General features: G+C 64.3%; 16 protein-coding genes. 11 read left to right on the top strand and 5 right to left on the bottom strand.

The window, feature by feature from the left end; translation table 11 throughout:
- Positions 1-24 precede the first annotated feature (24 nt).
- Entirely contained in the window at positions 25-504 is a 480-nt protein-coding gene (locus AC1DJW_RS20390) for a Dps family protein (RefSeq protein ID WP_284754436.1), read from the bottom strand.
- Positions 505-833: 329 nt separating this feature from the next.
- On the opposite strand from AC1DJW_RS20390, the gene AC1DJW_RS20385 reads away from it, so the two are divergent.
- The 4 genes from AC1DJW_RS20385 (at position 834) to AC1DJW_RS20370 (ending at position 2065) form a co-directional block, all read left to right on the top strand.
- On the top strand, positions 834-1004 hold the full coding sequence (locus tag AC1DJW_RS20385; RefSeq protein ID WP_139359614.1) for a DUF2207 domain-containing protein: 171 nt from the start codon (positions 834-836) through the stop codon (positions 1002-1004).
- 95 nt (positions 1005-1099) lie between these two features.
- Positions 1100-1276, top strand: coding sequence for a CsbD family protein (locus AC1DJW_RS20380; protein WP_234754057.1), 177 nt, complete (start codon positions 1100-1102; stop codon positions 1274-1276).
- A 66-nt stretch (positions 1277-1342) separates the two neighbouring features.
- Positions 1343-1771 carry a hypothetical protein gene (locus tag AC1DJW_RS20375; RefSeq protein ID WP_459340904.1) on the top strand — a complete coding sequence of 143 codons (429 nt, stop codon included), beginning with the start codon at positions 1343-1345 and terminating at the stop codon, positions 1769-1771.
- A gap of 27 nt (positions 1772-1798) precedes the next feature.
- Positions 1799-2065, top strand: a complete 267-nt coding sequence (locus AC1DJW_RS20370) for a DUF7218 family protein (protein ID WP_476902340.1) — start codon at positions 1799-1801, stop codon at positions 2063-2065.
- A 51-nt stretch (positions 2066-2116) separates the two neighbouring features.
- On the opposite strand, the gene ku is transcribed toward AC1DJW_RS20370, so the two are convergent.
- Positions 2117-3007 carry a non-homologous end joining protein Ku gene (ku, locus tag AC1DJW_RS20365; protein WP_476902339.1) on the bottom strand — a complete coding sequence of 297 codons (891 nt, stop codon included), beginning with the start codon at positions 3005-3007 and terminating at the stop codon, positions 2117-2119.
- A 38-nt stretch (positions 3008-3045) separates the two neighbouring features.
- On the opposite strand from ku, the gene AC1DJW_RS20360 reads away from it, so the two are divergent.
- Entirely contained in the window at positions 3046-5589 is a 2544-nt protein-coding gene (locus AC1DJW_RS20360; RefSeq protein ID WP_476902338.1) for an ATP-dependent DNA ligase, read from the top strand.
- A gap of 86 nt (positions 5590-5675) precedes the next feature.
- Here AC1DJW_RS20360 and AC1DJW_RS20355 read toward each other — a convergent pair whose 3' ends face one another.
- On the bottom strand, positions 5676-5936 hold the full coding sequence (locus AC1DJW_RS20355) for a hypothetical protein (protein WP_390282629.1): 261 nt from the start codon (positions 5934-5936) through the stop codon (positions 5676-5678).
- Between the two features lie 72 nt (positions 5937-6008).
- Positions 6009-6236: a hypothetical protein gene (locus AC1DJW_RS20350; protein WP_284754430.1), complete on the bottom strand. Its 228-nt coding sequence runs from the start codon at positions 6234-6236 to the stop codon at positions 6009-6011.
- A gap of 367 nt (positions 6237-6603) precedes the next feature.
- Between AC1DJW_RS20350 and AC1DJW_RS20345 the strand changes: the two genes are divergently transcribed.
- Both AC1DJW_RS20345 and AC1DJW_RS20340 read left to right on the top strand, forming a co-directional pair.
- Entirely contained in the window at positions 6604-7392 is a 789-nt protein-coding gene (locus tag AC1DJW_RS20345) for a putative protein N(5)-glutamine methyltransferase (protein WP_476902337.1), read from the top strand.
- Positions 7393-7662: 270 nt separating this feature from the next.
- Complete coding sequence (locus tag AC1DJW_RS20340; protein WP_476902336.1) at positions 7663-9249, top strand: MFS transporter; 1587 nt, start codon at positions 7663-7665, stop codon at positions 9247-9249.
- Positions 9250-9259: 10 nt separating this feature from the next.
- On the opposite strand, the gene AC1DJW_RS20335 is transcribed toward AC1DJW_RS20340, so the two are convergent.
- Positions 9260-9784 carry a hypothetical protein gene (locus AC1DJW_RS20335; protein WP_476902335.1) on the bottom strand — a complete coding sequence of 175 codons (525 nt, stop codon included), beginning with the start codon at positions 9782-9784 and terminating at the stop codon, positions 9260-9262.
- Positions 9785-9952: 168 nt separating this feature from the next.
- On the opposite strand from AC1DJW_RS20335, the gene AC1DJW_RS20330 reads away from it, so the two are divergent.
- The 4 genes from AC1DJW_RS20330 to AC1DJW_RS20315 all read left to right on the top strand — a co-directional run.
- Positions 9953-10672, top strand: coding sequence for a response regulator transcription factor (locus AC1DJW_RS20330; RefSeq protein ID WP_284754426.1), 720 nt, complete (start codon positions 9953-9955; stop codon positions 10670-10672).
- Positions 10669-12036, top strand: a complete 1368-nt coding sequence (locus tag AC1DJW_RS20325; protein ID WP_476902334.1) for a sensor histidine kinase — start codon at positions 10669-10671, stop codon at positions 12034-12036. Before AC1DJW_RS20330 ends, AC1DJW_RS20325 begins: the two co-directional genes overlap by 4 nt.
- Before the next feature lie 9 nt (positions 12037-12045).
- On the top strand, positions 12046-12447 hold the full coding sequence (locus AC1DJW_RS20320) for a VOC family protein (protein WP_390282621.1): 402 nt from the start codon (positions 12046-12048) through the stop codon (positions 12445-12447).
- 105 nt (positions 12448-12552) lie between these two features.
- A partial coding sequence (locus tag AC1DJW_RS20315; protein WP_476902333.1) for a DUF222 domain-containing protein occupies positions 12553-13586 on the top strand: 1034 nt, incomplete at its 3' end.

Genomic DNA, 13586 nt, shown 5'->3' with positions numbered 1-13586 from the left:
CCGTTCGCCTACGTTCCCGGGTTTCTAGGCTTCCTGCGGGTCTGCCACGGACGCACTGGCTGACATGGTCTCTGCGCTGACCATCCAGGCGAGCTGCTCCAAACGGGCAATAAACGCGTGGAGGAGATCCGCCGTCGTGGGGTCTTCTTTGTCTACTTCGTCATGGACATCACGCATGGTCTGGACCGTCCGCTCCAGGCGGTCGGTGATCAGCTTCACGGCGTCCTTGGTTTTGGTCAGCCCCGCAGGGAATTGCTCCAGCCTGGTTGAGGCGGCGATGGTGGTGCTCCGGCCATCGGGAAGGGCATGGAGCGCCCGCATCCGTTCGGCGGTTTCGTCGGCGAACTCCCGGGCGGCTGCGACGAGTTCGTCAAGCTGCAGGTGCAAGTCCCGGAAATTGGGGCCGACAATGTTCCAATGGGCCTGTTTTCCCTGGAGCTGGAGTTCAATGAGATCCGTCAGGACCAGCTGAAGATTATCTGCCAGAGTTTGCGATGCTTTCACGTTTTCTCCTCCTAGACGACCATCCGAAGCGGGCGCCGGAAACCGGCGCCCGACCTTCCGTTTAGCCTACGACTAAACCCAAAAATATTTGTAAGCGTACTTAGTACTTGATTTGATAAGGGTGCTTAGTAGTACCATGGAGGAAGTCGGTACCGGTTCGTACCGGATGAAAACCCCGAAAATCCGGGGCGGTATCGCTACAGCAAGACCTTGCAGGGGCCTGGGGGCCTGGCGGGGAACAACGGTTCGCAAGCGAACCAATAACCGAATACATCGCAAGGGACCCGGGCGCTTGCCGGCGGTCCCGCTGAAGTAAGGAATGTGTCATTGTGAACACTCTTCTGATCATTGCAGGCGTTGTGGCAATCGTTCTTCTGCTCGTCGGCGGATTCTCGCAGGCCGTGAGCTGGCTCCTCTGGGTCGGCGTGGTCCTCCTGATCGTCGCGGCCATCGGCTGGCTCCTCAGCTTCATGTCCGGCCGAAGGTCACACGGCGTTTGACCGACAACAGCGCGTAGGACGCCTGGCCCCATCGGCCGGGCCCAACACCGCTCGGCGGAATGAAGTAAATCCATTACCAGCAAAGGAGTACGTCCATGGGTGCAGATGACAAGATCCAGAACGCCGGAGAAAAGCTTGCAGGCAAATCCAAGGAAGCGGCTGGAAAGCTGACGGGTAACGAGAAGCTCGAAGCCGAAGGCAAGATGGATCAAAGCAAGAGCGACCTGAAATCGGCCGGCGAAAAGGTCAAGGACGCTTTCAAGAAGGACTAAATCCGCTCGAAGTGCGGCTTCCGCCTCGCGCGGGAGCCGCACTTCCCGGTTCAAGGAGTTAAGTCGATGCCGACTATCTCTGACCCGATTGTTCCCAATGGCGCGCCCCACCCCAGAGCGGAACGAATCTGGTGTGGCAATTGCCGCACTGCCGAGTACGTGATCCTCGACTCCATCGAGCCCCTCAAACCGCCGGTGGCAGAGCTCGTGGATGTCACTTACACCTGCGTGGAATGCGATAGGTTCTATGCCCATGCCGCGACATTCCAGGACGTCGCGGCCATCCTGAACCAGCGAGGCACGGTATCAGGCGTGCTTCAATTCGGCGGGGAATACATCCATTGCGGCGAACCCATGAAGATTTCAGGAACCGGATTCCACAGCGTGTATGCTCCGATGTCCACTGAGGACCCCGCTGTCGACCTTCTCGACGTGTACCTCGCGACAAAGGTGTTGCAGTGCCGCTGCGGGTTCCGGATGGAGCTTCCGTCCTAGCGAGGATCTTGACCGTAGGAGGAACGCATGCCCAACAAGAAGAATCCCAGCCTCAAGGATCCGGAACCCTACGAAACCCTCCGGGAGGATGGCGCCTCGAAGGAAAAGGCGGCCAGAATCTCGAATGCCGCAGCCAAGGAGGGCCGCAAGGAAATCGGCCACCGAGGAGGCAAGTCGGGCGACTACGAGGACTGGACCGTGCCCCAACTGAGGTCCCGGGCCAAAGAGCTGGGGCTCACAGGGTATTCAGGCAAGAAGAAAGCCGAGCTGATCTCGGCGTTGCGAAACCACTAGGCCATCCAAGGGGACATGTCCCCTTTTCGCGGGGCGCACGACGGCGGCGCGTCAGGCTTTCTTGACCCTCGCCCTGGGCTTGCTCGCCGCCTTTGTGGTGGCGCCGTCGTCGGACTCTTCGGTGGACGACGCAGCAGACGATCCGCTGGCCGCTTTGCCGCGCTTCTTATCGAGACTCCGTTTGAGGGCTTCCATGAGGTCGATGACCTCGGCGCCTTCCCCTTCGCTGGCTGCGACACCGAACGTCTCCTCGGTGTCGATGGAATCGCCCTTTTCGAGTTTGGCAGCGATGAGTTGGCGTAATTGAACTTGGTAGTTGTCGGTGTATTGCTCGGGCTCGAAGTCGCGCGCCATGGAGTCCACCAGTGCGGCGGACATCTCCAGTTCCTTGTCCGAGATCTTCACGTCCGTTTCCAGCGACGGGAAGTCGGCTTCGCGGACCTCGTCGTCCCAGAGCAGGGATTGCAGCATCAGCACGTCGCCGCGTACCCGCAGCGCGCCCAGCCTCGTCTTCTGCCGAAGGGCGTACTGCACAATCGCGACGCGCTCGGTGTCCTGCAGCGTGCGCAGAAGCAGCATGTAGGCCTTGGGCGACTTGGAATCCGGCTCGAGGTAGTAGGGCCGCTCGTACATGATGGGATCCAGTTGCTCGGCCGGAACGAACTCCACTACCTCGATTTCGCGGCTGTTCTCCGCGGGCAGCGACTTCAAATCGGCCGCGGAGAGCACCACGGTGCGGCCTTCCTCTTCGTAGGCCTTGTCGATATCCTCGTAATCCACAACAGAGGCGCAGATTTCGCACTTCCGTTGGTAACGGATGCGGCCTCCGTCCTTGTTGTGGACCTGGTGGAGACTGACATCGTGGTCCTCGGTGGCGCTGTAGAGCTTGACAGGTACGTTGACCAGCCCGAACGCGATAGAACCCTTCCATATGGCCCTCATGCACTAAGTGAACATCACAAGAAGGCGGAGGTGAAGAGGTGGCAACCAGCCAAAAGGAGCGCGTCAACGTTGAAGGCCATGAACTGACGCTCACCAACCTGGGCAAAATCATCTACCCGGAGACTGGCACCACCAAGGCCGAAGTGCTCGAATATTACGCCGCCGTGGCCCCGTTCCTGATCCCCGCTGCCGCGAACCGGCCCGCCACCCGGAAGCGCTGGGTGCACGGAGTAGGGACCACCTCGGATCCCGGGCCGATGTTCTTCCAGAAGAATCTGGACGACTCCACGCCGCCATGGGTTCCCAGGGTCACCATCCAGCATAGGGAACACAGCAACGTTTATCCGCTCGTCAACAACCTTGCCACGCTCACCTGGCTGGCCCAGATTGCCGCGTTGGAAATCCACGTGCCGCAATGGCAAGTGGACGCCGACGGGACCATGTTGCCGCCGGACCGCCTTGTCCTGGACCTCGATCCGGGTCCCGGCACAGGCCTTCCCGAATGCGCCGAAGTCGCCAAGTTGGCTCGCAGCATCCTGCAGGACATCGGACTTGATCCGGTTCCGGTGACGAGCGGCAGCAAGGGGATCCATCTTTACGCCGGCCTGGATGGCACCCGCAAATGGGAGCAGGTCTCCGCGTTCGCCCACGAATTGGCGCGCTCGCTCGAGGCCGACCATCCGGACCTTGTGGTCAGCGACATGAAAAAGACCCTGCGCAACGGCAAAGTCCTGGTGGACTGGAGCCAGAACAGCGGGAACAAGACCACCATCGTCCCGTACTCCCTCCGCGGTCGGGCCCACCCCATGGTCGCCGCCCCGAGGACGTGGCGGGAACTCGCCTCCCCCAAGCTCGAGCATCTCGACTTCACAGCCGTCATGAAGCGCGTCAAGGAGGGAAAGGACCCGTTCGCCGCGGTGGCGGCAGCCAAGAACGACGACGACGGCGGCTCACCCGGTGCGGCCGGCGTCAGCACCGCCGCAGTCGCAAGCACCGCCGTCGCGGCCACCGCCGTGAACCCGCGGCTGGCCAGCTACGTGGACAAGCGCGATCCGCAGCGGACGCCCGAACCGTTTCCCGCCGTCGGACACCAACCCGGTTCGCGTCCCCTCCAGGCCGACGCGGAACCCAATCCGCCCGGCGGAATCTTCGTCATCCAAGAGCATCACGCCCGACGTTTCCACCTGGATTTCCGGCTGGAACACAACGGTGTCCTGGCGTCCTGGGCCTTGCCGCGCGGCGTGCCGGACACCCCGGACAAGAACCACCTCGCGGTGCGGACGGAGGACCACCCCATGGAGTATGCGCAATTCGCGGGCATCATTCCGAAGGGCGAGTACGGTGCCGGGACGGTCAGCATCTGGGACAGCGGCGAGTTCGAGTGCGAAAAATGGCGCGACGGCAAGGAAGTCATCGCCACCCTCACCGGCAAACCCGGCGGCGGATTGCACGGCACCCGCCGTTTCGCTCTCATCCACACCGGGGAGTCGCCGTCGCAGTGGCTGATCCACCTGATGAAGGACAAACCGGGCCACCGGGCGGTGCTGTTGCCAGACTCCCGGCCGCAATCAATCGGGACCCCCAGCTACGCACCCATGCTCGCAACATCCGGAACAACCGCCGACGTCTCCTCCGGCGACTGGCTGTTTGAGCTCAAATGGGACGGTTTCCGGGCCATCGTTTCAGGTTCGGGCGGCAAGATCAGGTTGACCAGCCGCTCGGGGATCGACATGACACCTACGTATCCAGAACTGGCGGATCCGCGCTATTGGCCGGATCACGACTTCGTGGCAGACGGGGAAATCGTCGCACTCAGCAAGAACGGCCGGCCCAGCTTCGAGTTGCTCCAAAAGCGGATGAACCTCTTCAAACCCGGCGACGTCGAACGCGCCCGGGCCGCGGTCCCCGTGCACCTCATGGTGTTCGATCTCCTGTACGACGCCGGGTCCCACGGCAACGCCGAAAAAGGCAGTACCGAAAAAGGCGGCGCCGACCTCACCTCCCTGCCGCTCAGCGAGCGCCGGAACCGCTTGGCGGCGTTCCGTGCCAAGCTCCCGGCCAAGGGCTCCCCTATCCATGTATCGGAGGTTCTTGAGCATGACCTCGACGACATCCTGGCGAGCGCCGAGGAGCTTGGCCTGGAGGGGGTCATGGCCAAGCGCGCGGATAGCCGGTACCAGCCGGGGCGGCGCAGCAGGTCCTGGATCAAGCTCAAGTTGGAACGCACACAGGAAGTGGTGGTGGGTGGCTGGCGGCCCGGCGCCGGGGCGAGGGCGGGGACCATTGGCGCGTTGCTCGTGGGAATTCCCGACGGCGACAAGCTACGCTACGCGGGACGGGTAGGCACCGGGTTCAAGGACTGGCAACTGCGAGACATCCTGAAGCGCATGCAGGGGCTCGATCGCCCGGACTCACCTTTCCATGACATCCCGGCCGAGGACGCCGCCACCGCGCACTGGGTTTCGCCCGAACTCGTGGGAGAGGTGACGTTCGGCGATTGGACCGGCACCGAGCGGATGCGCCATCCCGTCTGGCGAGGATGGCGCCCCGACAAGTCCCCCGACGACGTCGAGCGCGCCTAGCTCCCCGACCAATCCAGCGAAACGGAAAATGCCCTGCGCCACCGGAATTCCGGTCTCGCAGGGCATTTTCCGTGTCGACGGTGTTCCTAAGAGGAGTGTGGCATCTGGGGTCGGCTGGTGCGGTGAACCGCGGTGACCGCTGCCTGTTGGCCCACGCGGCCGTGGCTGGCGCCGCGATCCTTGGGGTGCCTGGTCTTGCCGCTACCGTCTGGCCAAGCCTGTCCTTGCGTCGAACCCAGTGCCATGGCCACAGTTGCCGGGGCCGGCATGGGCGCCTTGTCCATGGACTCGACCAGATGGCTGGCCACCTCCGAGTTGATTTGTTGCTCAACATGCTTCGCAGCCATTGTTCTTCCTTTCTGCATTGAAACGAAGGGATTTTCCATACTAGGTGGGAGCTGTCCGCTTGTCTGCAGGTTCTACCAGCGGACTTTCTTCTCGGACTTGGCCAGCTTGCCACTCGCTTGAGTGGGCTTGTGTCCTTTTCCGGTGCTTTGCCAGCTGTTAGCTGCCCCGCCACGGGATTTGCTGGCTAGCATCTCCTTCTGCGCGTCAGTCAGTTTCGATCGGACACCGGCAGCCGGGGCGTCGGTTTCCTGCGCTACTGGTTCCTGCCCGGCGTCGGTTTCGGGTGTGTTCGGTGTCATGCAGTGGACTCCTTAAAGCTCTTGATTTGCCTGAGGAGGTATCGGGACGCGATGTCCGCTGCGAGACCCTGGGTCTAGTGAAAGCAACAGGAACGGCGCGGAGGCGAAGCCTCAACAGGCATGGATTTTTGTCGGATCAAAACTCAGCGGCATCGGCAAGGGTCGGCAGTGCCTTGACGGCAGCTGCGACGAACCAGGACCCGCTGGTCTATTCAAAAATCAGTGTTCCCATGCACCCACCCTAGACACTCCTGGCCGTGTTTGTGAACCCCGGCTTTTGTCGAAGCCGTTTCACGCATGGCCCCCACCTACGCTCTCGGCTAGCATGGCCCGGAGAGCACCCCTCGGTGTCCCGAAAGGCTCTCCCATGTCAGCACCCACGTTCCAGCCTTCCCATTCCGCCGTCACAGCACGGCTCCGTTCTGCCGGTTGCGTCTTCGCCGAAGACGAGGCCCGCCTCCTGATCGCCGCGGCGCGCGCTCCGGAGGACCTTGACCGCTTGGTCGAACAACGCGTCTCGGGATTACCCCTTGAATACCTCCTGGGCTGGGCCGAGTTCTGCGGCCAACACATTGCGGTGGATCCCGGAGTCTTCGTCCCCCGCCGCCGCACGGAGTACCTCGTCCAGGAGGCGGCCCGCGCCGCCAGGCCGGGCGCCGTCATCGTCGATCTTTGCTGCGGTTCGGGTGCCGTGGGCGCCGCTTTGGCTGCCGCGGTGGGCGGCATCGAGCTTCATGTGGCCGACGTCGACCCCGCTGCGGTCCGCTGCGCCCGCCGCAACATCGGGCCGGACAGCGGACAGGTGCATGAAGGCGATCTCTATTCGGCACTGCCGGAGACTCTTCGCGGCCGGGTCGACGTCCTGGTGGCCAACGCCCCCTACGTCCCTACTGACTCGATCGGGATGATGCCGCCGGAGGCCCGATTGCATGAACCGCGGGTGGCGCTCGACGGCGGCGCGGACGGTTTGGACGTGCAGCGCAGGATCGCAGAGGAGGCTCCGTCATGGCTGGCTCCCGGGGGTCGGCTGCTTATCGAAACGAGCGTCCGGCAGGCCCCGACGACGGCGGCCCTGTTCGGGCACGCGGGGCTGTCCGCGCGGGTGGTCCATTCCAAAGAATTCGATGCCACGGTGGTGCTCGGAAAACTACGGTAAACCCACCAAAAATGATCAGCAAACTGTGCGTTTCGAGGACCCTGACCAAAAATTTTGGTTCCGCAGTCCTGGAGCACGCCAAAATCCGCGTGATTCCGGGGCTTTAGGGGGCGCATGGATGTCAGACATTTGCGCCGAAAATGGGCCGGAATGGCCCCGGAATTCAGACTCCGACTCTCAGTTTCGACGAATCTCGCGTAAAATCGAAACCCTGCCCAGAGCGGAGCAGCTGTATGTCGCAAGCAAATGATCTCCCTAGGAGAAACCCAAATGCCCACAGACCGAAGCATCACCGACTCTTCAGCAGGCGCTAGGAACGCCGCTGCAACGAGCAAGACCGCACCACGCGGTGCCTCAAAATTGAAACTTCCAACACGCCGTCGACTCAAGGTATCCGACGTCAACGTCGTTGACCAGCCCATGCTGAAAAAAGCACTCGGCGGCACGATCGTCGGCAACACCATGGAATGGTACGACGTCGGCGTGTTCGGCTACCTCATCACCACGATGGGGCCGGTCTTCCTGCCCGAGGCCGACAAGTCCGTGCAGACCCTGTTCCTGCTGGGAACATTCGCCGCGACCTTCGTGGCACGCCCCCTCGGCGGCGTCGTCTTCGGCTGGCTGGGTGACAAGGTGGGCCGCCAAAAGGTGCTCGCCACAACACTCTTGCTGATGGCGGCGAGCACCTTCGCCGTCGGACTCCTGCCCGGATACGCACAAATCGGCATCTGGGCAGCCGCATTGCTCGTCATCCTGAAACTCATCCAGGGCTTCTCGACGGGCGGCGAGTACGCCGGCGCCACCACGTTCGTGAGCGAATACGCTCCCGACAAGCGCCGCGGCTTCTTCGCGAGCTTCCTGGACATGGGCTCGTACATCGGCTTCGCCCTTGGCGCGGCGCTCGTGTCCATCCTGCAGCTCACCATCGGCCAATCGGCCATGGAGGACTGGGGCTGGCGCTTGCCGTTCCTCATCGCGGGTCCGCTCGGCGTCATCGCCGTATACTTCCGTAGCAAGATCGAGGAATCACCCCAGTTCCAGGCCACCTTAGATGCCCAGGAAGCCCTCGCCGCGGACGCCGCAGCGGGCGACGCCGCAGTGGCCAAGGGCCCTATCGGCATCGTCAAGGCTTACTGGCGCCAGATCATCCTCGCCATGATCCTTGCCGCAGCCGCCAACACGGTGGGCTATATGCTGACTTCCTACATGCCCACGTACCTGACCGACTCCAAGGGCTACGACCCCGTTCACGGCACGCTCCTGACCATCCCCGTGTTGGTCGTTATGTCAGTCTGCATCCCGCTGACGGGCAAGCTCTCCGACCGGATCGGCCGCCGGCCCGTACTGTGGATCGGCGCGGTCAGCACCGTCGTGTTCGCCGTCCCGGCCTTCCTGCTGATCGGCATCGGCGACATTTGGTCCACGCTTGCCGGTTTGGCCCTGATCGCCTTCCCGGTCACGTTCTATATAGCCAACCTCGCCTCCGCGCTTCCGGCGCTGTTCCCGACGTCGAGCCGTTACGGGGGAATGGGCATCGCCTACAACTTCTCCGTAGCGATCTTCGGCGGCACCACGCCGTTCATTGTCGCCGCCTTGATCCAGGGCACCGGCAACGACATGATGCCTGCGTATTACCTCATGGGCACGTCCGTGGTTGGCGCGATCGCGATCTACTTCCTGCGTGAATCCGCGCAACGACCGCTCCCGGGCTCCATGCCGAGCGTGGACACCCAGGCCGAGGCTCACGAGCTCGTGGCAACCCAGGACACCAACCCGTTGATCGACCTGGACGAAATGCCGTTCGACGACGGCACGCCCGTAGCAGCGGAGCCGGACCGGGACCCCGTCCCGGCCTAGGGTTTGTCCTTTACGCCTTGCGGTCGGCTTTCTGCTCTTGCATCCGCTTTGCCTCTGCCTGGATCTTCGGGCCGTAGCCGCCGTTCAGTGCGGTGTCCCGGATGTGGGTGGCTTTCGCGACCCGGTCGCCGTCGGCCGCATCCTTCAGCGCTTTCAGGTCCGCCTGCAGCGCGGCTGGAAGCTTTGCGGCCAGCTTCGGGCGCTTGTCCAGGATGAACGTGGCGATCTTCGCGGCGCGCTGGCCGTAGTTGGGCTTGCTGCTGTCACCGTTTATGAAGAACCTCAGGCCGGCCGCGAGCGGATGCCGCCCGAGAGCCGTTTTGGCCGCGACGGAAGCCGTCGCGGCCAACGCCTCGGGCTGGGAGCTGGCTGCCGCCGTCGTGCTTGGTGCATTGGCCGAGGTGGCTGCGTTTGCGGCAAGCATCCCACCGCCCAGCAGGAGGCCTGCTGCCAAAACACCGACGACGGCGGTGCGGGCCTTGGTGCGCTTGCGGCCCTCAGCGGGGGTACTGGAGCTCGGGGTGGTCTTGTTCATGATCCGTGTCCTTTGTTCCGGCCGGCGGTCGATCCGCCAGCGCTCTTCACCACACTCTGGTCCGGCCGCATGAGCTGACTGTTCGGCCAATGTTCGAGGAATGTAAAACCGTCGCCACCGGCCGACAACGAGGCTCCAAGGGCTCCCTCCTTGCTGTTGAATGGACGCATGGAAGACAGCCGCGGATTGGTGCTGATTGCCGAGGATGAGCAGGCAATTGCCGATATCCAGCGCCTCTATCTGGGCCGCGCGGGTTTCGGGGTGCACGTTGAGCGGGACGGGATTTCCGCGCTGGCACAGATCAGGCGGCTCAGACCGGTCGCAGTGATTCTCGACGTCGGCCTGCCCGGTATGGACGGGATCGAGCTCTGCAGGCAACTGCGGCAAGCAGAGGACTGGACGCCGGTACTGTTCGTCACTGCCCGCGATGAGGAGGTGGACCGCGTCCTTGGCCTGGAATTGGGCGCGGACGACTATCTCACCAAGCCGTTTTCGCCCTCCGAACTGGTCGCCCGGGTGAAGGCGGTCCTGCGCCGGACCGAAGGAACCCCACGGTCCAGACCATTGGTGCTGGGCAGCGTCGAACTGGACCCGCTGAACCGGACAGTACGCGCAGGTGCCGAAGACCTCACGCTGACCGCCACCGAATTCGACCTCCTCGCGTATCTCATGGCCCAGCCCGGCAGGGTCTTTTCCCGTGAGCAACTCCTGTCCGCCGTGTGGGGGCAGGCCAGTTATGCCGCCGGACGGACCGTGGATGTGCACATCGCGCAACTCCGCGCGAAGCTCGGCGGGCACTCCCCTATCGCGACGAGCCGCGGCGTCGGCTATTCGGCCTCAGCTCCCCAAACATCCGGGCCCCGCCCCGGCGCCGGGGGAGCCACGTGAGGCGCTGGTTCGGCACACTGGCCGGGCGCACGACGGCGGTGATCGCCGCCGTCGCGACTGTCGCCGTCGTGCTCGCCGGCCTTCTGGCCGCGCAACTGGTCAACGCCACGGCGGTGGACGAAGCCAAGAAGTACCTCGCGGTCGAGGCCGATTCCTTGAGCAAGCAGTCAAGCCTTGGAAGCCTGCAGGACCTGCGCGCGGATCTGCTCACGCACGGCGCGAGGCTCGCGCAAATCAGCACCGACGGCCGCGTAACAGGCGGCGGGGCGAGGCTCGTGGATGCGAAGACCGTGGCGGATGTATTGGCCGGAAAGCCGGTATCCAGGACGGTGGACGGTCCGCAGAACACTGTGGTCCTCGAGGCCCGGCCCTTGGCGGCCGGCGGAGGCGTGGTGCTGGCGCAGCCCGTGTCCGAAATCCGCGCGGCCGCCGCTCCCCTGTTGAGCCGCATGCTGATTGCCCTCGCCGTCTGCCTCGTGTTCGCCATCGTGGCCGGCGGCCTGTTGGCGCAATGGCTGAGCCGCCCGCTGGTGCGCACGGCATACTCGGCCCATCGGCTCGCAGCCGGAGAACGATCCGTGACCGTGGCACCCGGCGGACCGGCCGAAGTGGTGGAGGTTTCACAGGCGCTGGAGGCCCTCGATGCAGCGCTCCGGACCAGCGAGGGCCGCCAACGCGAGTTCCTGCTCTCCATTTCGCATGAAATCCGGACACCCCTGACCGCGCTGCGCGGCTACGCCGAGGCGCTTGCCGATGGCGTGGTCAGCGGAGACGACGTGAGCGGGGTCGGACGGACGCTCGTTGTCGAAACCAACCGTCTGGACCGTTTTGTCCGCGATCTCCTGGAATTGGCACGGCTTGAGTCCGATGATTTCCGGGTGGAACTGCAGCCCGTGGACGCATCCCTGATCCTGCGCGAGAGTTGGCAGGCCTGGCAGGCGGTGTGCATCCAGAACGGCATAGTTGGACGGCTCGAACTGCCTCTTGGGCCGTTGCCGGTCAGCAGCGATGGCCAGCGGCTGCGCCAAGTGGTGGACGGTTTGCTGGAAAACGCCTTGCGCGTGACACCTGAAGGCTCTCCCGTTGTGCTCGCCGCGTACCTTTCCGGCAGCGCGCTCACTGTGGAAGTGCGGGACGGCGGGCCTGGCCTCACGGAGGCGGATGCTGCCGTCGCGTTTGAACGCGGCGCGCTCTTTGCCAGATACAGCGGACAAAGGCCTGTTGGAAGCGGGCTGGGTTTGTCCATCGCCGCAAGGATCGTGCAGCGGATGGGTGGCCGCATCAGTGTGCGCGCTGCGCCTGAGGGTGGCGCGGCATTTGTGGTGGAGTTGCCAGCCATTCCGGCGGACTCCCGGCAAAAGTAGACTCTGCGCATGGCTGATGTTCCAGTGGGTTCGCTGCACCACGTAGAGATCTGGGTGCCTCACATCGCGCGGGCGCAGGAAGAGTGGGGCTGGCTGCTGACCGAATTGGGCTACGAACAATTCCAGGAGTGGCCCGAGGGCTGCAGTTGGAAACTCGGAGGCACGTACATCGTGATCGAACAGTCCACGGCGCTCACGGGAAGCACTCACCGGCGGACGGAGCCCGGGCTCAACCACCTCGCCTTCCATGCGGGGACGAGGGAGAACGTGGACCGGCTCCGGGAGCTCGGCGCGGACTCAGGCTGGTACGAGATGTTCGAGAGCAAATATCCCCACGCCGGCGGGGCCGACCACTACGCCGCCTATCTGGTGAATACCGACGGATACGAGGTAGAGCTAGTGGCGGGGTAGCTTTCTCGGCGGGGAGGGGACCGACGTTCGGCCGATTTCCGGGTTTTTCGGCGGGCAGGTGTTCTTTGACCTATTAATGTCAGACCCCCCTGGAATGCTTTGGTTATGGCCGGGAACCGGGGAACACAGCTGATCGGCTCGAGCGCGCCGTCCGGCGGCGCGGGTCCGGATACTGCTGTCCCGTGCGTCCAAATAGAGGAAATACTCGGCGCCGTGAGCTCACTCCGGCCCGGCTCCGACAGCACCGAACTGATAAACCAGTTGCGTGCCCTGGAGGATTTGAAGTCCGCGGCCGCCGCTGCCCAGGCCCGGATCGCCGTCGCGTTCGATGCCGCCCAGCGCAGCGCCGACGCGGCGGCAGGTGTGCCCGCCGAGGAACACGGCCGCGGGGTCGGAGCTCAAATTGCGTTGGCCCGGCGGGAATCCCCGGCCCGCGGATCACGGCTGTTCGGCTTGGCGAAGGCGCTGGTGACCGAAATGCCGCACACCCTCGCCGCCCTGGACACCGGCCAGTTCACCGAATGGCGGGCGACCCTGCTCGTGAAGGAAACAGCCTGCCTGTCCGCCGAGGACCGCTGCGCGGTGGACGAGGAACTGGCCGCCGACACCGGAACCTTCGACGGGGTGGGGGACAAGGCCATCATCGCGGCGGCCCGGGCCGCGGCTTACCGGCGGGACCCCCGTTCCGTGACCCAGCGCGCCAGCCACGCCGCCACCGAACGCCACGTGAGCCTGCGGCCCGCGCCTGACACCATGACCTACCTGACCGCACTGCTTCCCGTCGCCCAGGGCGTGGCCGTTCACGCGGCCCTGACCCGGCACGCAGACACCCTCCGCAATACAGGGGACACACGCACCCGGGGACAGATCATGGCCGACGCCCTGGTCGAACGCACCACCGGCACCCCTGGCGGTATTTCACGGGTGGAAGTCCAGCTCGTCATGACCGACCGGACCCTTCTCCAGGGCGACAGCGAACCCGCCCGCCTGCCCGGCTACGGCATCGTCCCCGCCGCTTGGGCACGCACACTCCTCACCGGGAACCACGGCCAGGCCGGTCCCGGCCAACCCGCGAACCGGACCTTCAAGGTCTGGCTCCGGCGCCTTTACACCGCCCCCGGAACCGGAGAACTTGTCGC

The sequence above is a fragment of the Arthrobacter sp. 05L417 genome, from assembly GCF_056397865.1.
The sequence above is the reverse complement of the archived record's forward strand: the minus strand, read 5'-3'. Positions and strand labels throughout refer to the sequence as shown.

What these genes read in the sequence shown, in the direction of transcription:
- AC1DJW_RS20380 (WP_234754057.1), top strand. Translation starts at nt 1,100, where the DNA reads ATGGGTGCAGATGACAAGATCCAGAACGCCGGAGAAAAGCTTGCAGGC.
- AC1DJW_RS20375 (WP_459340904.1), top strand. Translation starts at nt 1,343, where the DNA reads ATGCCGACTATCTCTGACCCGATTGTTCCCAATGGCGCGCCCCACCCC.
- AC1DJW_RS20370 (WP_476902340.1), top strand. Translation starts at nt 1,799, where the DNA reads ATGCCCAACAAGAAGAATCCCAGCCTCAAGGATCCGGAACCCTACGAA.
- ku (WP_476902339.1), bottom strand. Translation starts at nt 3,007, where the DNA reads ATGAGGGCCATATGGAAGGGTTCTATCGCGTTCGGGCTGGTCAACGTA.
- AC1DJW_RS20355 (WP_390282629.1), bottom strand. Translation starts at nt 5,936, where the DNA reads ATGGCTGCGAAGCATGTTGAGCAACAAATCAACTCGGAGGTGGCCAGC.
- AC1DJW_RS20350 (WP_284754430.1), bottom strand. Translation starts at nt 6,236, where the DNA reads ATGACACCGAACACACCCGAAACCGACGCCGGGCAGGAACCAGTAGCG.
- AC1DJW_RS20345 (WP_476902337.1), top strand. Translation starts at nt 6,604, where the DNA reads ATGTCAGCACCCACGTTCCAGCCTTCCCATTCCGCCGTCACAGCACGG.
- AC1DJW_RS20340 (WP_476902336.1), top strand. Translation starts at nt 7,663, where the DNA reads ATGCCCACAGACCGAAGCATCACCGACTCTTCAGCAGGCGCTAGGAAC.
- AC1DJW_RS20335 (WP_476902335.1), bottom strand. Translation starts at nt 9,784, where the DNA reads ATGAACAAGACCACCCCGAGCTCCAGTACCCCCGCTGAGGGCCGCAAG.
- AC1DJW_RS20330 (WP_284754426.1), top strand. Translation starts at nt 9,953, where the DNA reads ATGGAAGACAGCCGCGGATTGGTGCTGATTGCCGAGGATGAGCAGGCA.
- AC1DJW_RS20320 (WP_390282621.1), top strand. Translation starts at nt 12,046, where the DNA reads ATGGCTGATGTTCCAGTGGGTTCGCTGCACCACGTAGAGATCTGGGTG.